Annotated in this window: 20 protein-coding genes; 10 read left to right on the forward strand and 10 right to left on the reverse strand. The window is 32.0% G+C overall.

What is annotated here, in order from left to right:
• The first annotated feature begins 62 nt into the window (after positions 1 to 62).
• From RM697_RS12255 to RM697_RS12265, 3 genes are read left to right on the forward strand one after another with little or no spacing between them, the layout of a single operon-like run.
• Complete coding sequence (locus tag RM697_RS12255) at positions 63 to 662, forward strand: vWA domain-containing protein (protein WP_311428192.1); 600 nt, start codon at positions 63 to 65, stop codon at positions 660 to 662.
• 15 nt (positions 663 to 677) lie between these two features.
• On the forward strand, positions 678 to 1,169 hold the full coding sequence (locus tag RM697_RS12260) for a TonB-dependent receptor plug domain-containing protein (RefSeq protein WP_311428193.1): 492 nt from the start codon (positions 678 to 680) through the stop codon (positions 1,167 to 1,169).
• A 17-nt stretch (positions 1,170 to 1,186) separates the two neighbouring features.
• Positions 1,187 to 2,944 carry a carboxypeptidase-like regulatory domain-containing protein gene (locus RM697_RS12265; RefSeq protein ID WP_311428194.1) on the forward strand — a complete coding sequence of 586 codons (1,758 nt, stop codon included), beginning with the start codon at positions 1,187 to 1,189 and terminating at the stop codon, positions 2,942 to 2,944.
• Positions 2,945 to 3,008: 64 nt separating this feature from the next.
• Here the strand turns inward: RM697_RS12265 and RM697_RS12270 are convergent, their stop codons facing one another.
• From RM697_RS12270 to pepT, 5 genes are all read right to left on the reverse strand, one after another.
• Positions 3,009 to 4,652 (reverse strand): acyl-CoA carboxylase subunit beta, encoded by a 1,644-nt coding sequence (locus RM697_RS12270; protein WP_311428195.1) that lies wholly within the window; start codon positions 4,650 to 4,652, stop codon positions 3,009 to 3,011.
• A gap of 103 nt (positions 4,653 to 4,755) precedes the next feature.
• Entirely contained in the window at positions 4,756 to 5,619 is an 864-nt protein-coding gene (locus tag RM697_RS12275) for a TraB/GumN family protein (protein WP_311428196.1), read from the reverse strand.
• A gap of 133 nt (positions 5,620 to 5,752) precedes the next feature.
• Positions 5,753 to 6,244 carry an acyl-CoA thioesterase gene (locus tag RM697_RS12280; RefSeq protein ID WP_311428197.1) on the reverse strand — a complete coding sequence of 164 codons (492 nt, stop codon included), beginning with the start codon at positions 6,242 to 6,244 and terminating at the stop codon, positions 5,753 to 5,755.
• 51 nt (positions 6,245 to 6,295) lie between these two features.
• A complete protein-coding gene (locus tag RM697_RS12285; RefSeq protein WP_311428198.1) occupies positions 6,296 to 6,892 on the reverse strand; it encodes a TetR/AcrR family transcriptional regulator in 597 nt (198 codons plus the stop codon).
• A 160-nt stretch (positions 6,893 to 7,052) separates the two neighbouring features.
• A complete protein-coding gene (gene pepT, locus RM697_RS12290; protein ID WP_311428199.1) occupies positions 7,053 to 8,291 on the reverse strand; it encodes a peptidase T in 1,239 nt (412 codons plus the stop codon).
• 103 nt (positions 8,292 to 8,394) lie between these two features.
• Between pepT and RM697_RS12295 the strand changes: the two genes are divergently transcribed.
• Positions 8,395 to 9,426 carry a quinone-dependent dihydroorotate dehydrogenase gene (locus tag RM697_RS12295; RefSeq protein WP_311428200.1) on the forward strand — a complete coding sequence of 344 codons (1,032 nt, stop codon included), beginning with the start codon at positions 8,395 to 8,397 and terminating at the stop codon, positions 9,424 to 9,426.
• Positions 9,427 to 9,475: 49 nt separating this feature from the next.
• Here RM697_RS12295 and RM697_RS12300 read toward each other — a convergent pair whose 3' ends face one another.
• Positions 9,476 to 11,395, reverse strand: coding sequence for a T9SS-dependent choice-of-anchor J family protein (locus tag RM697_RS12300; RefSeq protein WP_311428201.1), 1,920 nt, complete (start codon positions 11,393 to 11,395; stop codon positions 9,476 to 9,478).
• A 111-nt stretch (positions 11,396 to 11,506) separates the two neighbouring features.
• Positions 11,507 to 12,406: a spondin domain-containing protein gene (locus tag RM697_RS12305; protein WP_311428202.1), complete on the reverse strand. Its 900-nt coding sequence runs from the start codon at positions 12,404 to 12,406 to the stop codon at positions 11,507 to 11,509.
• A gap of 93 nt (positions 12,407 to 12,499) precedes the next feature.
• Here RM697_RS12305 and RM697_RS12310 point away from each other — a divergent pair, with 93 nt between their 5' ends.
• The gene (locus RM697_RS12310) at positions 12,500 to 13,363 is read left to right on the forward strand and encodes a hydroxymethylglutaryl-CoA lyase (RefSeq protein WP_311428203.1); all 864 of its coding nucleotides are present in this window, start codon (positions 12,500 to 12,502) and stop codon (positions 13,361 to 13,363) included.
• Between the two features lie 46 nt (positions 13,364 to 13,409).
• Here the strand turns inward: RM697_RS12310 and RM697_RS12315 are convergent, their stop codons facing one another.
• Entirely contained in the window at positions 13,410 to 15,641 is a 2,232-nt protein-coding gene (locus tag RM697_RS12315; protein ID WP_311428204.1) for a TonB-dependent receptor family protein, read from the reverse strand.
• 194 nt (positions 15,642 to 15,835) lie between these two features.
• Here RM697_RS12315 and RM697_RS12320 point away from each other — a divergent pair, with 194 nt between their 5' ends.
• Positions 15,836 to 16,273 (forward strand): hypothetical protein, encoded by a 438-nt coding sequence (locus RM697_RS12320; RefSeq protein WP_311428205.1) that lies wholly within the window; start codon positions 15,836 to 15,838, stop codon positions 16,271 to 16,273.
• 48 nt (positions 16,274 to 16,321) lie between these two features.
• Positions 16,322 to 17,794: an IMP dehydrogenase gene (gene guaB, locus RM697_RS12325; RefSeq protein WP_311428206.1), complete on the forward strand. Its 1,473-nt coding sequence runs from the start codon at positions 16,322 to 16,324 to the stop codon at positions 17,792 to 17,794.
• A gap of 1 nt (position 17,795) precedes the next feature.
• On the opposite strand, the gene RM697_RS12330 is transcribed toward guaB, so the two are convergent.
• On the reverse strand, positions 17,796 to 18,737 hold the full coding sequence (locus RM697_RS12330) for a phytanoyl-CoA dioxygenase family protein (protein WP_311428207.1): 942 nt from the start codon (positions 18,735 to 18,737) through the stop codon (positions 17,796 to 17,798).
• An 87-nt stretch (positions 18,738 to 18,824) separates the two neighbouring features.
• A complete protein-coding gene (locus RM697_RS12335; RefSeq protein ID WP_311428208.1) occupies positions 18,825 to 19,277 on the reverse strand; it encodes an SRPBCC family protein in 453 nt (150 codons plus the stop codon).
• A gap of 194 nt (positions 19,278 to 19,471) precedes the next feature.
• On the opposite strand from RM697_RS12335, the gene RM697_RS12340 reads away from it, so the two are divergent.
• Genes RM697_RS12340 through RM697_RS12350 form a run of 3 tightly spaced genes read left to right on the forward strand, consistent with a single transcriptional unit; the run spans position 19,472 to position 23,677 of the window.
• Positions 19,472 to 21,424 (forward strand): peptidylprolyl isomerase, encoded by a 1,953-nt coding sequence (locus RM697_RS12340; RefSeq protein ID WP_311428209.1) that lies wholly within the window; start codon positions 19,472 to 19,474, stop codon positions 21,422 to 21,424.
• On the forward strand, positions 21,421 to 22,278 hold the full coding sequence (locus tag RM697_RS12345) for a peptidyl-prolyl cis-trans isomerase (RefSeq protein ID WP_311428210.1): 858 nt from the start codon (positions 21,421 to 21,423) through the stop codon (positions 22,276 to 22,278). Before RM697_RS12340 ends, RM697_RS12345 begins: the two co-directional genes overlap by 4 nt.
• Positions 22,253 to 23,677: a peptidylprolyl isomerase gene (locus tag RM697_RS12350; RefSeq protein ID WP_311428211.1), complete on the forward strand. Its 1,425-nt coding sequence runs from the start codon at positions 22,253 to 22,255 to the stop codon at positions 23,675 to 23,677. Before RM697_RS12345 ends, RM697_RS12350 begins: the two co-directional genes overlap by 26 nt.
• Position 23,678 lies beyond the last annotated feature (1 nt).

Consider the following 23,678-nt stretch of genomic DNA (forward strand, 5'->3'; position numbering starts at 1 on the left):
TCTTAGTTTTTTAAAGTATAGTATGGTTATAGTTTTATCTCAGAATTTAAAATCTGGGAATTATGAAACTACTAACAACACTTGCATTAAGCTTAACATTAGTTGGTGCAGCACAAGAGAATTACATTAAAACGAATTCAGTTTCAATCGATGACTTTATAAGTTATATCGTTGATGCTTATCCTACATCAGAAGAAGAACAAGACCCAAGGCATATTAATTTTTTACTTCAAGTTGGTAAGCGTGGATTCAATGCAGAAGATCAAGTAATAATGAAACAAGCTTTCAAGATATTATCTGATCGTTTAGAACCAGATGATTTGATCACGCTTACAGTCTATTCAAAATTAAATGGTTTGGTTTTAGCGCAAGAAAATCCTAAAGATATAAAGACCATTTTACACGCAATCCATACTATAGAGTCTACTCTTAAAGAGACTCATGCAGACGGAATTTCATTGGCATATGATTATATGAAAGAACACTATTCAGAAAATATTGAGCCTTCTGTAGTTATGGTAAGAAATAGTAATGTGTTTGCTTCTAACTATACAATCAATAGTGCAGTAGATGTAAAAACACCTAAGAAAAATGAGAGTAATGCTGTTGTTCTCACAGCTATAGCATTATTACCAGAACTTATTTCAGTCATTAAAAATTAACATTAAATATAAATTATGAAAACACGTATCACTTTTTTGGCATTGCTAATAGTAGTAACAAGCCAAGCACAATTTTTAGAAACAAATTTGAGTATTCAAGACTATGAATCACTTCTTAATCCTGAAACTGAATGTGTAAATCTAGGCTATTACAAGATTGAAAAGAGTAAGCTTACAACAGCAGTTGTTGAAGTATCTACAGAGCAATTAAATGAACGACCAATAGTTACTATAGATCAACTATTACAAAGACGCGTAGCAGGATTAAATGTAAGTACTACATCCTATCAACCAGGAGAACAAGTACGTATGGGAATTAGAGGACGTACGCATAATAATGGACCTCTAGTAATACTTGATGGAGCACCAATACAATTAAGCAGTCTATGGATTCTTAATCCGCATGATGTAGATACTATTACAGTCTTAAAAGATGCAGGCTCAACTGCAATTTATGGCATGAGAGGTGGAAATGGCGTCATTGTTATTACAACCAAAAGAGGATAAAACACTAAAACTATTTTATGATGAAGACAATTTTAAATTTTTGTTTGGTAGTAATGCTATCACTTTCTGGGTTTTCGCAAGAAAAAACCATTACAGGAGCAGTAACCTCTGCAGATGATGGATTACCATTACCAGGAGCCAATGTTATTATAAAAGGAACTACTAGAGGTGAGCAAACTGACTTTGATGGTAAGTATTCTATTAAGGCGAGTGCAGGTGAAATACTTGTATTCTCTTATGTAGGTTTTAAAAATGTAGAGGTTCTGATTAGTGCTAGTAATATTATAGACGTTTCATTAGAAATAAGCGAAGCTTTAGATGAAGTAGTAGTAACTGGTTATAAAACCAGAACCAAAAGAAAATCTAGTGTATCATCTGTTAGAGTTGTTTCAGAATCAATTGAAACTAGAAAAAGTAAAGGTCTTGTAACTACATTATCTGGATCAGTGAAAGGATTGAAAATAAAGTCATCTGAAGGAGCTCCTGGCGCTGATACAATAGTAAAACTACGAGGTATTTCATCAATTTTTGGGACTAAAAGACCTTTAATAATTTTAGATGGTAATCCAATTAGTGAGTCAGAATTAAAAGAAATGAAGCCTGAAAAAATTAAATCTATAGAAATTTTGAAAGATGCTGACTCTACTGCTATTTATGGTAATAGAGGATCTAATGGAGTTGTAGTTATTAAAACTAAAGATTATTTAACAGATGATTCTTCAGAGTTAGTTGGAAAATCAGAAGATATAGGTCAAGAATATCCACATAGTCTATTAACAGCTGCTGAAATTAATGATTTAGAAAAGTGGGAAGATTGGATTATTCAATTAAGAAAAAAACAAAACAAAGAAATTCAAAAAAATTGGGAATTTGGCTTAGAGAACAAGATTGATGTTTCTGTTAAAGATAATAATGATATTCCTGTTAATAATGCTAAAGTTTCGTTGTATAATTCTGAACTAAAAAAAATAATGGAAGTTAGAACTGATGTTTTCGGTAAGGCTATTTTATTTAGTGATTTACATGAGTTATGTAATGACAAGTTTCTATATGTTCAAGTATTATTAAATGAAAAGATAGTTGGCAAAAAAATCACTAACAATTGTAATACATTAAATTTCATTTTAGATCAGGAAATAATTGCCAATGACATTGATGTTATGTTTACAATTGATGCTACTGGATCTATGGGAGATGAAATGGATTATCTTAAAGCTGAATTGAGTAATATATTTAATAGACTTGATAATAGTATTGAAAAAAAACGGCTTGCACTTACATTTTACAGAGACCATGGTGATGAATTTGTAGTAAGAGATTTTGACTTTAATTCTAACATAAGAGATGTTCAAAATATTCTGAGATCTCATAAAGCAGATGGTGGTGGAGATTATGAAGAAGCGGTAGAAAAAGCCTTAGCAGTGTCAATGTCTAAGTCCTGGAATATTGATGCAAAAAGTAAATTATTGTTTTTATTACTTGATGCACCTCCACATTTTAACGAAGATAATGTAAAAACTATTAAAGTACAGATTTCTATTGCACAATCAAAAGGGATAAAAATTATACCAATTGTAGCAAGTGATGCAAATAAAGATTTAGAGTTTTTAATGCGATTTTTTAGTGTTTCAACAAATGGAACGTATGTGTTTTTAACTGACGATAGTGGTATTGGTAATGAACATTTAAAGCCTTCTACTGATGACTATAAAGTTGAAAAACTTAATGATTTAATAGTAAGACTTATTGAAAAGTATTCAGGTGTAATTAGCTAAAAAACTTTAATAATTTAAAAAACGACCATTTATGGAATAAACTCCAAGATTATGGTCGCTTTTTTTATACCTGTAAGACGCCTAGATTAAAAGGTTTTTCAATAGGAGCGTGGTTAGCCGATTCAATGCCTAAAGAAATCCAAGTTCTTGTGTCTAAAGGATCAATTACACCATCTGTCCATAAACGTGCAGCAGCATAATAAGGCGATACCTGGTTATCGTAGCGATCTTTAATTTTATTGAACAGTTCTTTCTCCTTTTCTGGTGTTATTTTTTCACCTTGTTTCTCTAAAGACGCTTTTTCTATTTGTAATAATACTTTGGCTGCAGAGTTTCCGCTCATCACTGCAAGCTCTGCACTTGGCCAAGAAACTATTAATCTTGGATCATAGGCTTTACCACACATGGCATAATTACCAGCACCATAACTATTGCCTATTACGACAGTAAATTTTGGTACCACAGAATTACTCACAGCATTCACCATTTTGGCACCATCTTTAATAATACCACCATGCTCACTTTTGCTACCAACCATAAAGCCTGTTACGTCTTGGAGAAAAACTAAAGGAATTTTTTTCTGGTTGCAATTGGCAATAAATCGTGTAGCCTTGTCTGCACTATCATTATAAATTACTCCTCCAAACTGCATTTCGCTTGGTTTTGTTTTTGCACCAGTAGTTTTTACGATATGACGTTGATTGGCAACAATACCAACTGCCCAACCATCAATACGAGCATAAGCTGTAATAATGGTTTGTCCATAACCTGCTTTATACTCATCAAATTCAGATTTATCTACAAGACGCTTAATAACCTCATACATATCGTACTGATCTGCTCTAGATTTTGGAATTATGCCATAAATATCGTCTTGATTTTCAATTGGTTTTTCAGATTTCACACGATTATATCCTGCTTTATCATAATCTCCAATTTTATCAACAATATTTTGAATGGTATTAAGAGCATCTTTATCATTCTTAGCTTTGTAGTCTGTAACACCAGAAATCTCACAATGCGTTGTAGCACCACCAAGTGTTTCATTATCTATAGTCTCACCAATAGCAGCTTTGACTAAATAACTACCTGCTAAAAAAATACTTCCTGTTTTATCCACAATTAAGGCTTCGTCACTCATAATGGGTAAATATGCACCTCCAGCTACACAGCTTCCCATAACTGCTGCTATCTGTGTAATTCCCATACTACTCATCACAGCATTGTTTCTAAAAATTCTTCCGAAGTGTTCTTTATCTGGGAAAATTTCATCTTGCATTGGCAAGTATACTCCAGCACTATCAACCAAATAGATAATTGGAAGTCTATTCTCTATAGCGATTTCTTGAGCTCTAAGATTCTTTTTTCCTGTAATAGGAAACCAAGCACCAGCTTTTACTGTAGCATCATTAGCAACAACAATACATTGCTTACCTTTTATGTAGCCAATTTTAACAACAACTCCTCCAGAAGGACAACCACCATGTTCCTTATACATACCATCACCAGCAAATGCTCCAATTTCAATACTTTTAGCTTTAGAGTCTAATAGGTAATCAATACGCTCTCTTGCGGTTAGTTTTCCTTTAGCATGGTGCTTTTCTATTCGTTTTTCGCCACCACCTAGTTTCACTTTTGCGAAACGTTTTCTTAAATCTGAAACAAGTAATTTATTGTGATCTTCGTTTTTATTGAAGTTAATATCCATCTGTGCTTTTTCTTTATGCTAAAATACAAAACAAGAAATTCTCACGAAAGTGAGAATTTCAACGATTGGCTAGTGAAAGCTTTAGCTTTTACTAGATTATATGTTAGTTTAATATAGGAGTTAGTTTATAACCTTCTTGTCTAAGTAATATGATAACACCTTCTTTACCTCCTAAATGTCCTGCGCCTACACCAAAGAACGTTGGTTCTTCTTTAGAGATACGTTCTATTTTAGAAATCCAATTTTTATTACGTTTTACAACAAGTTCATCGTTAAAATTAGCTGTACTTTCAAAGGTATCATCATCCATCATAAGCATCAAAGCGTTTAAATCTTCTTTAGAATAGAGGTCTAACATTTTTTGAAAGTATTCTTTATCATAAGTAAGCTTATCTTTAGCAGAGCGCACAAGATCTTTAGCTTGTAATTTATAAGGAATAGCATCAAAAACTGCTAATTGTTCATCTACTGTTTCTAAGCCATAAATTTCTTCATCTTGTGCTTTAGAGACTTTCATTAATTCTTCTTCAAAAGATTGCATTGGGCAATCGAGCATTTTCATGTAAAACATAGAACCTACTAAAAAAGGCTTCATGGTATTCATCATATCTAATGACATACCTAATTCTTCCTTTATAAACGAATTAACTAGGTTATACTCTTCCTCTGAGAGTAATGATTTAATGGTAATACCATCTTTCATCATTATACCTTTCATCATATCCATTTGCATATTAGGATCGTCCATATCTAATTCTAAATACAACTGAGAGGTCTCATCTAGGGCTTTTATTATTTTTGGACTTAAGGTTGCATCACATGTTATATGAATAGTGCCATATAAATAAGATGGTTGCTTTAAATCGTTGCCAGATATTTTCCAAAGTAAGGTGTTTTCTAATTTTTGATCTTGAGCTTGTAAAGAAATAGTTATACAGAGTAATAAAAAGTAAATTATTGTTTTCATGAAAATAATAGTTTCCTATTTGTAGAGTAGTATTAAATTTTGTTACAAATTATTTAGAAAAGTAAGGCCTTATTAAATAAAAAGAACTTTCAGAATTGACTAACATCATTTAAGATACTCCTAAAATGAATTTTTAAACTTTTGGTTTTGGTGTTTTTATAGATTTTATACGATTTTCAAAAGATAGAGTATCTAAAGGGTTTTTGACAGATTCAAATAGTTTAATAAAATCGTTAGTGTGAGTTTCTCTTTGTTGATTTATAAGATTGAAATGCACAAAACTACTCCAGAGGATAGCCTTTAGATGACTCTTATCATTATTATACATTCGCATTTCTACAAATAGTTCACTTTGAGTATAATGAAGTAATTGCGATTGTAGAATTACTTCTTCCATGAGTAATGCTGGTCTTAAATAAGCTATTTGATTTGTACCTACTACCCAACTTTTCCCATCTTTTCTTGCCATTTTATAGATGTCTATATTATATGCTGTAATAAGCATATCTTCACGATGATTCATGAAATAATTAATATAACTGGCGTTATTTAAATGATTAAATGGATCACAATCTTGAAATCTAATTGTTGCGTTACTTTCTAATATTTTTGGTAAGTTGTTCATTTTGTTTTATTATTTAAAATATACCATTAGGTATATTATTGATTAAAAAAATTAATAGCTCATTTCCTCAATGATCATTTGGTCTATTTGATCTGCAGAATCTTTTAAATAAAAATCATCATTCATGGTATAAGTCATAAATATAGCACCTTGCAGCATGCTATCGATACGTTTTGCATAATGCATGGCATTAATTTCTGAAGACAATTCTCTTACCTCAATACCGTCTTCAATTAAAGCAGCAATTTTATCTTGAATTTTTTCAATGACTTGTCTTACTTTTTTTAATAATAAAGCATTTTGATTGTTTGCATCTACTCCGATATTTAATATTGGACAACCACCTAAACGTTTGCTATAATCATAATAGTTTCTGTAAAAATCTGATAAAAGAAAAAGTTTTTGTTTAGGAGAATCACTTTGAGACATATGCTTTGAGATTTCCATCAACAATTTTTTTACTGTAAAACGAAAAGCTTCAATTGCTAATCTTTCTTTATTTTCAAAGTTTCCATAAATAGCTCCTTTAGTTAATCCTGTTGCTTCAGTAATGTCCTTTAAACTGGTAGCAGCATAGCCATTTTGATTAAAAATTGGAGCAACAGTATCTAAGATATATTGAGATGTTATTTCGGCTTTTGTTAGCATGGCATAAATATAATAAAAATATACCAATAGGTATATAATAATATAAAAGGAAAGCAACACTTTTGTTTACTCTACGCGTCGAGATAAACACATGTTGCTTTCACTAACCAATCATTATAATGACTGATTGTAAGTAATTTTGTTACAGTAATTAGTGTTGTTAATGTTTTAAAGCTGTTAACTCAGCAATTTTACAAATAACTTCAGTTGCTTTAATCATACTTTCTACTGGGATATACTCGTAACGTCCATGGAAATTATGACCACCTGCAAAAATATTAGGACAAGGTAATCCCATATAACTCAATTGAGAACCATCTGTACCACCTCTAATAGGTTTAATTAAAGGCGTAATACCTAATTGTTTCATGGCTTCTTCAGCAATATCAACAATATGCATAACGGGTTCTACCTTTTCTTTCATATTGTAGTACTGATCTTTTAATTCTAATTCAAAAATGACTGATCCGTATTTAGTATTTAGATCGTTCACAATTTTTGCCATTAGTAATTTTCTGGCTTCAAACTTATTTTTATCATGATCTCTTACAATATATTCTAATTGAGTATGCTCTACTTTACCATTAATTTGATACAAATGAAAAAAGCCTTCATAACTTTGTGTGTGCTCAGGGACTTCTTCTTTTGGTAGAGCATTAATAAATTCAGAAGCATAATACATAGAGTTAATCATTTTACCTTTGGCATAACCAGGATGTACTATTTTACCTTTAACTTTTATTATAGCTCCTGCTGCATTAAAGTTTTCGTATTCTAGTTCTCCAATTTGACTTCCATCCATAGTGTAAGCCCAATCAGCTGCAAATTTTTTGACATCAAATTTATGAGCTCCTCTACCAATTTCTTCGTCTGGTGTAAAACCTACTTTAATAGTTCCATGTTTTATTTGAGGATTCTGAATAAGATATTCCATAGCAGACACGATTTCACAAATTCCTGCTTTATCATCTGCTCCTAAGAGCGTAGTACCATCTGTGGTAATTAAAGTTTGCCCTTTGTAGAGTAGTAAATCTTCAAAATAATCTGGAGATAATATAATGTTCTCTTCAGCATTTAGAACAATGTCATTTCCATCATAGTTTTCAATAATTTGTGGCTTTACATTAGTTCCTGTAAAATCTGGGCTTGTATCAAAATGCGAAATAAAACCTATAATAGGAACTTCATGATCTACATTACTTGGAAGAGTAGCCATAATGTAAGCATTGTCATCTATGGTAACATCATGCATTCCTATAGTTATGAGTTCTTCAACAAGTATATTAGCTAAATCCCATTGTTTGGGAGTGCTTGGTGTAGTTTCAGAATTTGGATCACTCTCCGTATCTATAGTAACATAACTTATAAAACGTTGAGAAATATGATTTTTAGATATCATTTTTGAAAGGTTTTGAGGCTCAAAAATAAGATTTCTTTGACTTTTGATGTCTCTACGTTGTTGGTTTTTGTAAATCCCTTTATTTTTGCGGAAACTTTTTAGAATGTATAAATCCTTTTTAAGACCACTTTTATTTTCTTTTGATCCAGAAAAGGTTCATCATTTCACATTTCGTTCTATAAAAATTTTAAATAAAATCCCTTTTGTTTCAGCTAGTTTAAGATCCCAATTTTGTAGGGATAATGAAGCGTTACACAAAGACTTATTTGGGCTTAAATTTAAAAACCCTGTAGGTTTAGCTGCTGGTTTTGATAAAGACGCCAAACTCTTTAATGAGTTAAGTAATTATGGTTTTGGATTTATTGAAATTGGTACAGTTACGCCTAAGCCTCAGGACGGAAACCCTAAGAAAAGATTGTTTAGGCTTAAAAAGGATAGTGCTCTAATAAATAGAATGGGTTTTAATAATGGAGGTGTTGAGTTAGCTGTTGAACGTTTAAAACACAAATCTAAAAACTTAAAAAAGCAAGGTATAATCATTGGAGGTAATATTGGTAAAAATAAAGTGACTCCAAATGAAAATGCTGTTGAGGATTATATGATTTGTTTTAAAGCTTTACATAATTATGTGGATTATTTTGTAGTTAATGTAAGCTCACCAAACACACCCAATTTAAGAGCGTTGCAAGATAAAGAGCCTTTAACTGCATTACTAAATACGTTGAAGACTGAGAATACTAATTTTGATACACCAAAACCAATCCTTTTAAAAATTGCTCCAGATTTAACAGATGAGCAACTCATAGATATTATTGACATTGTAAGCGATACAAACATAGATGGTGTTATTGCTACTAACACAACCATTTCTAGGGAAGGTTTAGAGGACGAAAATAGAACTGAAGTTGGCGGATTAAGTGGAAAACCATTAACGCATCGTTCTACAGAAGTGATTAGATTTTTATCTAAAAAAAGTAATAAAGCATTTCCTATTATTGGAGTAGGAGGTATACATTCTGCTGAAGATGCTCTTGAGAAAATTGAGGCAGGAGCTGATTTAGTTCAACTGTATACAGGTTTTATATATGAAGGACCAAAGCTTATTAAAAGAATAAATAAAGCCTTATTACCATAGAAAAAGCCATCTTAACGATGGCTTTTTCTATGGTAATATATAATATATTCTATTGCTTAATAAATTTCTTTGTTACACGACCTTGATCGTTGTTAAGTAATAGGAAATATGTTCCTGAGCTTAATTTAGAAACATCAATTTGGTTATTTTTTAATAAACCAGAATCTATAGTTTGTCCGAGTAAATTAACTACGCTGTAATTTAACTCATCTATGTTAGTTCTCTGAATATTTAAAATTTCACCTTTAGTTGGATTAGGATATAATGAAATTGAATTAGCTTCAAACGCATTAACTGAAAGCGTACCTAATATTTCAAAATTATCAATAGCAATATCACTAGTGAAACCTGAACCTCTTATAGCTCTAAAACGAACTTTAATAGTTTGCCCTGCATAACCAGATAGATCTATAATTCTATTTAAATAAGGACTATTTTGCTGACTTTGTTGTTGACCTATTAGTGGAGTCGTTACATCATTTGTGTAGCCACTTCCAGCATCAATATCTACATGTAATTCTCCCATATCTTCACCGAACATATGATATGAAAACTCTAAAGTAGCATCATTTGAGTTAATCTCAATACAAGGCGATACATAGTTTGCAACACTATTACCAGATGCTCCAGTGGCTTCAGCATATATATATATACCATTTCCATCTTCAGAATTATCACCTGATGGCCCTGTGTCTCCTGAAGGAGTAGAACCATTATTAAATGACCAGTTAAATCCTGATGGACCATCTGGATTATTGGACCATCCTAAACTGGAGGAGTTAGTAATAGAGTTGAAATCTTGATCCATAGGTATATTTTCTGTTGCACCTACTTTAACATATTCAAAATTTACTGTGGAAATTGTTGTGCTACCATTACCAACAGTTAACGAAACATCATAGAAGCCTGGTGAAGTATATGTATGAGAGGGGTTTTGTGTATTGTAATCTACAATATTATCGCCATCAACATCCCATTCCCATGATGTAACTCCAACACTATTATCTGTAAAATTAACAGTTAAGTTATCATTACAAGTTTGTGTATCTGAAGACGCATAGTCAACGTTAAATGAGGGACAAATAAAACCATTTCTAGAAGTTAAAAATGTAGCATTTATTCTGGCATATTGTTGAGGAGATAAATAATCTCTACATGCCCAAGTAGAATAAGACATAATATTGCTTGTATCTGGTTCAAAATCATCACCATTAGCATCATTGGCATTTCCTGTGTAATTACAAGCACCATTAACCATACCTGATAATTTTGGATCTGCAGGAGTATCACAAATAAAATCACCAGCAGTTGAGCAGTTAGATCCATCAACTAATTCATCAGTCAATACTGAATTACTTGGACCATGTGTATGTAATAAACCAAAAAAGTGACCAATCTCATGCGGTAATGTGCTGCCATTTACAGTACATGCATTTGCCATAACTATAGTATCTGGTCCTCCAGGAAGATAGGCGTAACCACAAACAGGATTACCTCCACTTGCGGCAGAATTAGCAAAGTAAATATTTATTAATCCGTTAACACCATGTGTACTAGTCATTGCACTTTCATCACTTGAGTCAAAATTGTAATAATTACTGTTGTTTATATAATTTATACCATCACACAAATAAAACGACATATTTGCGTTTGCATAAAAATTATTAACATTTTCTATAGCATCGTTAAGATCAGATACTGATAATCCACCTGTCCCAGAGTTTGTTCTAATAACGTGTGCTTTTATAGGAATGGAAATTGTCGCATTAGACATTCTAGAGGCGGGAGATTGTGATAAGAACTGGCGTTCGATACGCTGAATCTCTTCTTTATTTTGTTCGTAGAATAGTCTGTTTTCTTCTGAATATTCAGTGCCACAAAAACTTTCTTGTTGAGCAAAAGAGACTGAAGAAATTAATAAAAATACAGTTAGGTTAAGTACAAGGTGTAATCTAGTAAACTTTATCATTGCAAGAGTTTTTGTTTTTTTGCTAATGTAATTAAATAATTTTAATTAATCACTTCGTCGTTTAAAAACGTCATTTAAACTGATAAACCAGAAAACTTTTTCTTACAAAAATCAATTTTTTATTATTCTCTTGATAATAATTGTTTTATTTTCAATAAAGAACTTAGTCATATAAATACCATTATTTAAATGACTAATATCAATCTTGTCTTTACTGTCATTAGTTTTATAAACTAGTTTTCCTAAAACATCATAAATTTCAACAGCATTAATACGCAATGAATTTGCTCTAGAAATAGAGATGAAATCTTCTGAAGGGTTTGGATAAATGGAAATTAAATTCTCATTTTGAAAAGTATTAACATTAAGAACATTTTGTAACTCTATAGTTAATGTGCCAATTTTGTTAGAATTGAAAGGATAACCAGCAACATTTGCTATATTACTAATAACACTTTGAGGATTTGTAGCAGTATTACTTGTTGAGTATCCAAATCCATTTTCTGTTCCTGCGTCATAAGGAAATAAGTCAATGGTCATCATATTTATCCAATTATTTCCGTCTCTTAGATTTACATTACTCACAGCAATCATCCAATCTGGACTTGGTGCTATCATAGACGCTAAGGTGAGTAATGGATAATCCTCATCAATCTCTAAGTTGTTTATTGTTGCAGTTGCAATAGCTGCAAAGGGATTTACAGATCTTTGTATCCATTGATCCGCATTACCATCATTAATTGCATCTAGAACTTCAGAGTTAAATTCAAAATTATTTCCAATTTCAGCAACATCTTCAATACCTTTGGTTGCCATTTCTCCCATTTCAAGAAAAGTGATGTTACTATTATGAGTTGCACCAACTAAATCAGACCAATGTGCATTTCCAGGTAAAGTTCCATGATCTGATGAATTCCAAGTGCTTTCAAACGTGATATTATAAATAGCTCTAGATTGAGTAAAAATAAAATTTGATGTGATTAATAGAACTAAAAGTAGTTTTGTTTTCATGATAGTAAGTTTTGGACTATGTCGAGTTAGTATCAAAATGCTTACAAAACTTTTAAGCTTTTTACATCATTAACTTTTTTATCTTTGAGCATAATGAGTAACCCTGTAAAACTTATTGAGTGCCCTCGAGATGCTATGCAAGGCATTAGGGAATTTATTCCTACTGAGAAGAAAGTACAGTATATTCAGTCGTTACTTCGAGTAGGCTTTGATACTATTGATTTTGGAAGCTTTGTATCGCCAAAAGCTATACCTCAAATGATAGATACAGCTGAGGTTTTAGCACAGTTAGATTTAAGTAAAACAAAAAGTAAGCTTTTGACTATTATTGCAAATACTAGAGGAGCAAAAGATGCAGCTCAACATAAGGCCATTGACTATCTAGGATTTCCCTTTTCAATCTCTGAAAATTTTCAGATGCGTAATACGCATAAAACTATTGCACAATCTATTGTAACCCTTACAGAAATTTTAGAGATTGCAAATAAGGTAAACAAAAAAGTTGTGGTTTATATTTCTATGGGATTTGGAAACCCTTATGGAGATCCATGGAACGTAGATATTGTTGGTGCATGGACCGAACGTTTAGCTAAAATGGGAGTGAAGATCTTATCGCTTAGTGATACTATTGGAAGCTCTGACCCAGAAACTATTGACTATTTGTTTTCTAATCTTATACCTAAATATCCGAATATAGAATTTGGAGCACATTTGCATACCACTCCATCCACTTGGTTTGAGAAAATTGATGCAGCGTATAAGTCTGGATGCAGACGTTTTGATGGAGCCATTCAAGGGTTTGGTGGTTGTCCTATGGCAAAAGACGAGCTTACAGGTAATATGCCAACCGAGAAAATGTTGTCTTACTTTACACAGCGAAAAGCTCACGATCTTAATGCGATGAGTTTTGAAAGCTCATATAATGAAGCTTCAAAGATTTTTAATACTTATCATTAAAAAACATCATATTCTATAGTGATTCTTATTCTAATACTTATCTAGTTTAAAACCTAAACTCCAAACCAGCATAAGCACCAAAAGGATGTCCTGGTCTGAGACCAGCAGGAACTCTAGAAACAGCATATGTTTTATTAAGCGCATTGATGATATTTCCGGTAATACTTAGAGATTTTGAAAAATGATATTTTGCAGAACAATCAATAATAAAATTAGATGCTACTAGCTCGTTATTTGGTATAGATCCTGAACCTGCTTGTGTTCTAAATTCACCATTAAAACGACCACTAAGATTAATTTCATAGTTATTATGTTCTAAAGAGATCATGGTGTTAAATTGATGTCTTGGTATGTAAGGTAACTGATCACCTGCTGTAACTTCTCCCCAAAGATCATCTTCGCTTCCAAAACTGTTTAAAAATTCTGTATTGGTAAACGTGTAACCAAAGGTTATTGGAAGACTGAACTTTGTATTGTTTGAAAGGAAATCATAATTTAAAAGTAACTCAATTCCACTTACAGCAACCTCACCAGCATTAAATTGTTCTAAAGAACCTGTGCCACCTGTGGCTGCTAAATCACTTCCTAACAGATTACTATAATCATTATAAAATCCAATAAGTTCACCTCTAAGACCACTAATAACAAATCTAGAACCAAGCTCGTAGTTAATACTTTCTTCTGCCTTTTGGTCTGGTTGGTTACTTGGTGGTGAGAATCCTTTATGAATTCCTCCAAAAATAGAAATGTCTTTTATAAAAGCATAATTAAAACCAATACCTGGTATAAGAATATCAATTTTATTTTCTCTTTCAGATAGATCAATACCAACTCTAAAAGGATCGTTGCTTCCAAAATTCTTACGTTTTAAAATGATGTTTTCATAACGTAAACCAGGAGTTAAGGTTAAGTTTTTATATTTCAATTTATACATAGCATAGCTTGCAAATGCAGTAGCACTGCTAATTCTATTTCCTTGAGCGCCTCGAGGTCCAAAAGAAGTTAAGTTCATTTTACCATCAATACTATTATAACCATCTTCCCATTGAAAACGATCCTCCTCATCGTAATGATAACGTGCTCCAATTTCTATATCATGAAATGTATGATCACCATACCAATGATAATCAAACTTTGTTTGTAAGCCTTTAGAGGTATACTCTCTATTATTAGCTTTAACTAAAAGAGCATCAGCGTCAGAGTTTATTTGTCCTTGGAGAATTTCTAGATGATCAGGAAATGTATCAGGGTTTGAAATCACATTAGCAATTTTTTGTTTATTACCATTAAAAATAACATCATCCAATTTATACCAATTACGAGAAAACGTATTGTAATAACCGTTAGTAGTAATCCTAAAATTCTTTGTAAAATCTAAAGTGTGAGTTAACATTAATTGCAAATGTTCAGCAACCATTTCATCTTCTTGAGATCCGCTATATCTTGAAAAAGGATTAGATTCAAAATCCTGTTCTGTTAAACCTAAATAGGTTTCGTTAGAAACTTCATCAGAATACTGAAACTTAACTTCTAAAGCTTGTTTTAGCGAAGCATCCTGGCTGCTAAATACTTTGAATTTTGCAACAACCTCATTAATATCAAAACCAGTGTTATCATCATTAGGTAAGTCTTTAAAGCCATCAGAATTATAATTAAGATATTCTACCATATAACCAATTTGGTCCTTGCTATCTCCAACTTTAACATGAAGGTTACTAGTATTAAAACTTCCTAAGCTTCCTCTAACTTGACCATTAAACTGGTCAGGTATTTGTGTAGAAATCATGTTTATTGCACCACCAGTTGTAAATGGTCCATATTGTACTTGGCTACTTCCTTTTAGAATTTCTACAGCTTGCATACGCGCTACTGAAGGAAAATAGTAAGCAGCAGGAGCACTGTAGGGCGCTGGTGCAATTAAAACACCATCTTCCATGAGTGAAATTTTTGAACTACGCTCTGGAGAGGTTCCTCTTAAACTTATATTTGGCCTTAAGCCAAATCCATCCTCTTCATAAAAGTTTACACCAGGGACTGATCGTAATACACGATTAATATCTGTATAATTAAATTTTTTAAGCTCTTTTGGGGAGATGTAGTAAGCTGATCCTGTTCTATGACGTGCTACATATTTATTACCAAATATTTTGTTGGCATTAATAATTACTTCATCTAAGCCTTGTATAGAATCGTTTAGCTTTTTGGTTGTATTATCCTGAGCATTTGTAAGATTAAAGGAGCTTAGGAAAAGTAATACTAGTATAAAGTTTGCTTTCATTTATTTAGATTAAATATAAATAATAGAATTTTTGCGATAGCAAATTTACAATGAATTATCACTTCTGCAAAGTTTATTTAGAATAAATAAAAATAATTTCCCTTAAAGAATTGGAGATTAATCATTTAGTAAGTGATTTGCATTTAAGCTGTTATTTAAAATTTAAATCCGTAACTTAGGTTAAAATCCACACCATGAAACATTTACCTAAAATCTTGTTAATAATAATCTTGTTAACATCATGTGGTGCTAAAAACCCAAAAATTGTAAGTACTTCTACGAATCCAACAACTAAATCTTCAGATCATACACCTTTTTTTGATATTTCTGAATATTCAGATAACGAAGCTTACGGATTATCTGGTGATCATCCTGTTATGGTTGGTGATATGAGTGTTGCAAATCAACGCCGTTATTTAGCTTCTTTATCTGGACCAAATGGTGAGGAGATATCCTTTAGAAGGCGAGGTGCATGTTGTTCTTACAAAAGTAAAAATTCATCTTTTGGCTCATCCCTTGTAGATGTTTATGAAGTACTTTATGATGGATTAAAGAACCCCATTTTAGTTTACATTAGTTTTTATGATAAAGAAACGCTTTACATTCCAAAAGGTTTTACCAAGCGCATGTAATCTCATTTAAAAAAGCGTATCTTTGCATGCAATTATATTTTAATTGCCATGACTGCACACGAAAATAAAATCCTAGGAGAAGGGCTTACCTATGATGACGTACTTCTAGTTCCATCATATTCAGAAGTTTTACCACGCGAAGTCAACATTCAATCTAAGTTTACAAAAAATATCGCTATTAATGTACCTATTGTATCAGCTGCAATGGATACTGTTACAGAGAGTAGAATGGCTATTGCCATGGCTAGAGAAGGTGGTATTGGTGTGCTACATAAGAATATGACCATAGAGCAGCAGGCTGCTAAGGTACGAAAAGTTAAGCGTGCAGAAAGCGGTATGATTATAGATCCTGTGACTTTACCAATGGATGCTATTGTTTCTGATGCTAAACAAAATATGAAAGAGCATAGTATTGGTGGTATTCCTATTGTAGACGAAAATGGTAAACTTAAAGGTATTGTTACTAATAGAGACTTACGTTTTGAACATAGAAATGATCGTCCGATTGTAGAAGTTATGACAGGCGAAAATTTAGTTACTGCTCCTGTTGGTACATCTTTAAAAGATGCAGAAGCTATATTACAGGAAAATAAAATTGAGAAATTACTTATCGTTAATGACGATTATAAACTTGAAGGTCTTATCACCTTTAGAGACATCACAAAAGTTACACAGAAACCTTTAGCTAATAAAGATCATTACGGTCGTTTGCGAGTTGCAGCAGCTGTTGGTGTTACTGCTGATGCATTGGATAGAGTAGAAGCTTTAATGAAGGCTAGTGTAGATGCTGTAATTATTGATACGGCTCATGGACACACCAAAGGTGTGGTTACTGTGCTAAAAGAGGTTAAGGCTAAATTTCCAAAACTAGAAGTTATTGTTGGTAACATTGCCACTGCAGATGCTGCTAAATATTTGGTAGAAGCTGGAGCAGATGCTGTTAAAGTTGGTATTGGACCAGGATCTATTTGTACAACTAGAGTTGTTGCAGGAGTTGGGTTTCCTCAATTTTCTGCTGTTTTAGAAGTTGCTGCAGCTATTAAAGGAAGTGGTGTGCCAGTTATTGCAGATGGCGGAATACGTTATACTGGTGATATTCCTAAAGCTATTGCTGCAGGAGCTGATTGTGTTATGTTAGGTTCGTTATTAGCAGGTACAAAAGAGTCTCCCGGAGAAACTATTATCTACGAAGGACGAAAGTTTAAATCTTACCGAGGGATGGGTTCTGTTGAAGCAATGAAGCAAGGTAGTAAAGATCGTTATTTTCAGGATGTTGAAGATGATATCAAAAAACTCGTACCAGAAGGGATCGTTGGTCGTGTGCCATATAAAGGTGAATTGTTTGAAAGTATTCATCAATTTGTTGGTGGACTAAAAGCAGGAATGGGTTATTGTGGTGCTAAGGATGTAGAAACTTTAAAAGAGACAGGACGTTTTGTTAAAATAACTGCAAGTGGTATAAATGAAAGTCATCCACATGATGTAACCATTACTAAGGAAGCTCCAAATTATTCGAGATAAATTAAGGTTTTAAAGTAGGACGTTGGGTGATTTCATGAAAGCAAATAGCATCTTTTGCATAATAATGAAATACCATACTTTTTCTTGAGCTCTCAGTATTGGTAACAGGTTCTCCACCATGAAGCAAGTTAGCGTGCCAGATTAGAACATCACCTTTCTTAGCTAAAAAGATGTTTTTCTCTAAGTTATTTTTTTCGATAAGATTTCCTATATAATCTTCATACTCAGAATACGTTTTTTTACCAATGGTATATTTTGACCCATCATTCCCATAAGCTTTGTTAAGCACATAAGGTAACTTATGTGAACCAGGATAATAATGTAAAGGACCAGAATCTATGGTAATGTCTTCTAGTGCAATCCAAGCTGCGATTAAATTTCCATAAGGAAAGGTAGTCATATGTATAGAATCCGAATGTGCACGTTGCTGACTACCTTCAAAAAAGTTAATACTCTGAAATAATTCTACTTCTTTATCTAATAATAAATTTAAAACCTTAAAAAGCTTAGGATTTGTTCCAACAGCATTAATGAGTTTAGATTTTTTATTGGCAAACATAATACGATTACCATTACTAAAAGCCACTCTTTTCTTGGCTAATAAATCTTCAATCTCCGAGTTAACAGTGTCAACCTCTTTTTCAGAAAAAAAGTGTTCTAAAATTACATAACCGTTTTTAGACCATGGTAATAATTCAGATTGTAATTTTCCATCTAGGGTTTTAAAATCTGCATGTTTAGGCAGTTCAGTCTCCGAATCTTTAATATCATAAGTGTTTGGTTCTGACTCTAGGTCAGCAAAATCCTCACTACTAATAGGAGCATAATAGGTTTTATCAATGCCATATTTTTTATAATGCTTTAAATTATGCACCAATGCTTTTTTATGAAAAAAGTTGTAAAGCGTATAGGGTAATTTATAGCGTCTTAAAATGTTGCTCATGCTGTTTTTGTAGCTAAAAATAATTAAGCGTAAATCTAAATAATTATTTTGATTTTAGATATCCTTCTTTAACCTTATAACTGTAAACTAATTTGCAACAGACGTTCCGTTTTCTGCAAAATTTTTAAAATCATTCATGTATTTAGTAGACTGTTTTTTAAATGCTCTAGGCATTAAAAAGGTCATAACACGCATCATAAAGTTAGTTGGTAAAAATTCATTTTCACTTTTCCAAGTAGTATGTCCTTGAGATGTTTCAGTAAAAAAATTCTTCTGTATATTATGCATACCTTTGGTATTGTAGGTAGCATGAAACTCATCTGGGAAATTACTTTTGGTAATAGTTTCTTCTAAGGTCATATGACGTTTACCAAATTTATATTGCATTTTCATTCTTGCGCCAAATTCTCCTGGTGTACCAGAAACGTGTTCTACACCTACTAAACCCTGTTGCCAATGTTTTAAATTTTCAACACTATCTAATTTATTAATAACCTCGTCTCTTGGTAATGCAATTGTTACTTCTATTGTATATTTCATCTGTACATAGTATTCTTTTAGGTGTACTAAAGTTAGATAAATAAACTTAGATATTAAATGATTTTACGCAATAAAGTAGTATAGAACTTGTTCTTAGACTTATACAATACAATATACTCTTAACGTTTAACTAAAGGCTCTTGTAAAATAGGCTATTTGTGTTATTTTTGCTGAAATTCAGAAATTACGCTACCATGAAATTGAAATCACTTTTATTTTTATGTTTTTTAACCTATGCGTTTTGTGTTAATGCACAAATTGCTGAAGACGACATATTATTTACTGTAGATAATGAGGCTATTTCTGCTGAAGAATTTGTGAGAGTCTACAGCAAAAATTTAGATTTAGTAAAAGACGAAAAGCAAAAGGATGTTGACGAGTATCTTAAACTATTTGTTAATTATCAATTAAAACTTAAGGAGGCTAGACGCTTAGAGCTCGATAAAAATCCTAAATATGTAAGAGAGTTCGGTAATTATAAACGTCAGCTTACTAAAAACTACATGGCAGAAAGTAAGGTGACAGATGCATTAGTGAAAGAGGCTTATGATCGTATTTCTTATGATTTAAAAGTAACGCATATTCTCATTAAGTTAGATGAAGCACAACGCGATACTACTGCAGTATATAATCAAATTTCTAAGTTGCGTGATAGAGCTGTTAACGAAGGTTTTGATAAGGTTAGAACAGAAATTCATAATGGTAAAACTATTTTTGGTGAAGATTTGGGTTATTTCTCTGGATTTAAAATGGTTTACGATTTTGAAACCGTTGCTTATAACACTCCAGTAGGAGAGATTTCTAAACCTTTTAGAACTCAATTTGGATATCATATACTTAATGTTCAAGAGAAACGTCCTTCTCGTGGTCAAGTTACTGTAGCGCATATTATGATAGCTTTAAGACAAGCAGATTCTACTTTAGATCCTGCAGTAAGAATTAAAGAGATAGATCAAAAACTAAAGCAAGGTGAAGCTTTCGAAACTTTAGCAAAACAGTTTTCGGACGATAAAAGCTCTGCAAATAAAGGCGGAAAATTAACACCTTTTAAAAGCGGACAATTAAGTTCTATTGTATTTGAAAACAAAGCATTTTCATTAAAGGATGAAGGTCAGCTAACAGAACCATTTAAAACAGAATATGGTTGGCATATTGTAAAATTATTAAAGAAGGTTCCGTTAGAACCTTTTGAAAACATGAAGAGCGAACTTCAAAACCGAGTGAGTAGAGATAGTCGTTCTAAAATTATAAATTCAGCTTTAGCTAAAGATTTAATGCAAAAATTTAGTATTACTGAATCTGTAGAAACACTTAATTATTTTAAAACTATGGTAACGCAAGACTACTTTAAAAAGAATTGGGTGCCAGCAGAAACTTTTGAAGGAGATAAAGAACTTCTCTCTATTAATGACGAGTCGTATACTGCGCAAAATTTTGCAAAGCATTTAAAAGGTGTGCAACGACAATACTTTGGTAAAGCTGTTGAGATAGATTACCTCATAGACAAAGAATATAAGCAGTTTTTAGAGACTATGATTTTAACATATCATAAAAACAATCTTGAAAAAACGAATAAAGAATTTGCAGATATTTTAAAGGAGTACAGAGATGGATTGCTTTTATTTGATTTAATGGAAAAACAAATCTGGAACAAAGCTTCAAAAGATTCTCTTGGTCTTCAGAATTATTACAATACCAATAAAAATAAGTATCAATGGAATGATCGTGCAGAAATTATTATGGCTACTTCTGCTAAAAAACAAAATATAGATCTTGTAAGAGACGCTTTTATTGCAGGAAAAACTCAAGATGATATTAACCAAGAGTTCAATACAAAAAAAGAACTAAAAGTTATTTTTACCAAAGGCGTTAAAGAAATTAATGATCCTACTTTGCCTACTAATTTTGAGGTTAAAGAAGGTGTTTCTAAAGTCTATAACCATAACGATGCTTACCATGTTATTAATGTGTTATCCATATTTCCTGCTAAGCTAAAAACTTTAGAAGAAGCAAGAGGAAGGGTTATAAATGATTATCAAAATGAAATAGAAGATAACTGGTTAAAAGATTTAAGATCGCGTTTTAAAGTAGAGATTAATGATGCTGTTTTAACTAAAGTAAAACAAGAGATTAAACTGAAATATTGATCAAAAAAGCAATCATATTAATTATAGTATTCTACGGCTTTGTATCCTGTGATTTTTTTAAAAAAGATAATACAGAAGATGCTATAGCACGCGTAAATACATCTTACTTATATAAAGAAGATCTAAAAAATATAGTGCCAGAAGGAAGTTCTTCTCAGGATAGCACACTTCTTGTAAACAGATTTATTAATCGTTGGGCTTTACAGCAGTTATTAATGGATGGTGCTGAGCTTAATTTACCAGAAACTAAACAAAATGATCTCAATAACTTAGTATCTCAATATAAAAATGATCTTTTTACCAAAGCTTATATAGAAGGTTTAGTTAAAAAAAATATTGACACTCTGGTTAACTTAGACGATGCAAGATTACTTTACGAAAAAAATAAAGAAAGCTTTAAGTTAAATGAAGAATTGATCAAGTTTAGATATCTCGCCATAAACGAAAACGCTATTGATTTAGATATTATTAAAGAACGATTTAAACGTTTTGACACCTCAGATAAAACCTATTTAGACTCTATTGCTGTTCAGTTTAAGAGTTACTCTTTAAATGATTCAGCATGGATTAAATTAAGCCAAGTTTATAACAAAGTTCCTGCGCTTCTAAATGAGGATAAATCTAAACTGTTAAAAAAATCTAATTTTATACAAGTCAAAGATTCAATAGACCTATATTTGGTGCAGATAAATGATGTTCTACGTCCTAACGACTACGCACCTTTATCTTACGTTAAACTTACAATAGATCAGATAGTTATAAATAAGAGGAAATTAGATCTTATAACAAAACTAGAAAATGACATTACAAAAGATGCAATTAAAAACAATGAGTTTGAAGTCTATAATAAATAAACAATCACTTACTTTACTCGTATTAGCTATATCATTTCAGACCGTTTTTGCCCAAGAAATAATCAAAGACGAAACACCACAAGTTCAAGTCAAAGATTCCATAAAATCTGGAAGCAGAGTTAAAGTAGATGGTGTAGCAGCTGTTGTAGGCGATTATGTTGTGCTAAGTTCAGATATCGATAAGGAGTTTGCTCAAATTAGAGCAGCTGGTGGTTCTATTAAAGAGTTTACACGTTGTGAGCTATTTGGTAAATTATTAGAAGATAAGCTGTATGCACACCATGCTATACAAGACAGTATTACTGTTAACGAATTACAAATTCGAGACAGAATAAGTCAGCAAATTGAAGCCTTTATCGCACAAGCTGGCACAATGGATGAACTCTTAAAAATTTACAACAAAGATTCTGAGCAAGCGCTTAAAGATGAAATGTTTGAGATTAATAAGAATGGGCAATTAGCTGCAGAAATGCAACGTAAAATTGTTAGTGATATAGAAGTTACACCAGAAGAAGTCCGTCAGTTTTTTAATGATATACCAAAAGACGAACGACCAATCTTTGGTACCGAACTCAACGTGGCTCAGATTGTTATAATACCAGAAGTATCAGAAGCAGAAGAACAGAAGGCAATAAATCAACTAAAACAATTTAAAGAAGATATAGAAGGTGGTTCTAGTTTTGCCTCAAAAGTAGTATTATACTCAGATGATATTCCATCTAGAAAAAATGGAGGTAAATACACATTAAACAGAAATAGACCACGTTTTGTGAAAGAGTTTAGGGAAACAGCTTTCTCACTTCAAGAAGGTGAAATATCTGATCCAGTAAAAACTATTTTTGGGTATCATATGATTCAGAAATTAAAAGAACGAGGTCAAGAAATAGATGTAAGGCATATATTGATTCGTCCTGAAATCACAAGTGATGCTATAGCTAAAGCTAAACAAAAATTAGAAGATGTTAGAGCAAAAATTGTAGCAGGTGAGATTTCATTTGCAGATGCAGCTAGAGAGGTAAGTGACGAGGATGAAACAAAGTACGAAGGCGGTAAACTAACCAATCCAGTGACTCAAGATTTCAATTTTGAATTAACCAAAATGCAACCAGAGTTGTATGCTCAAATTCAAAACCTTAATGACGATGAGGTAAGTTTGGTATTACAAGATGAAGATAGAATCAATCCTATTAAATTTAAAATACTAACAGTGACCAATAGAATAGATGAGCATGAAGCAGATTATTCTAGAGACTATTTAAAGATTAAGAATTTAGCGCTTCAAGACAAGCAATTTAAAGCTATAGAGAAATGGCAAAAAGAAAAAATTAATGATACTTATGTTAAGATTAATGGCGAGCATAGAGATTGTGAGTATAATGGTAATTGGTTAAAAAATTAGA

The organism is Microcosmobacter mediterraneus (assembly GCF_031846265.1).
In the GTDB taxonomy this organism is placed as follows: domain Bacteria; phylum Bacteroidota; class Bacteroidia; order Flavobacteriales; family Flavobacteriaceae; genus Microcosmobacter; species Microcosmobacter mediterraneus.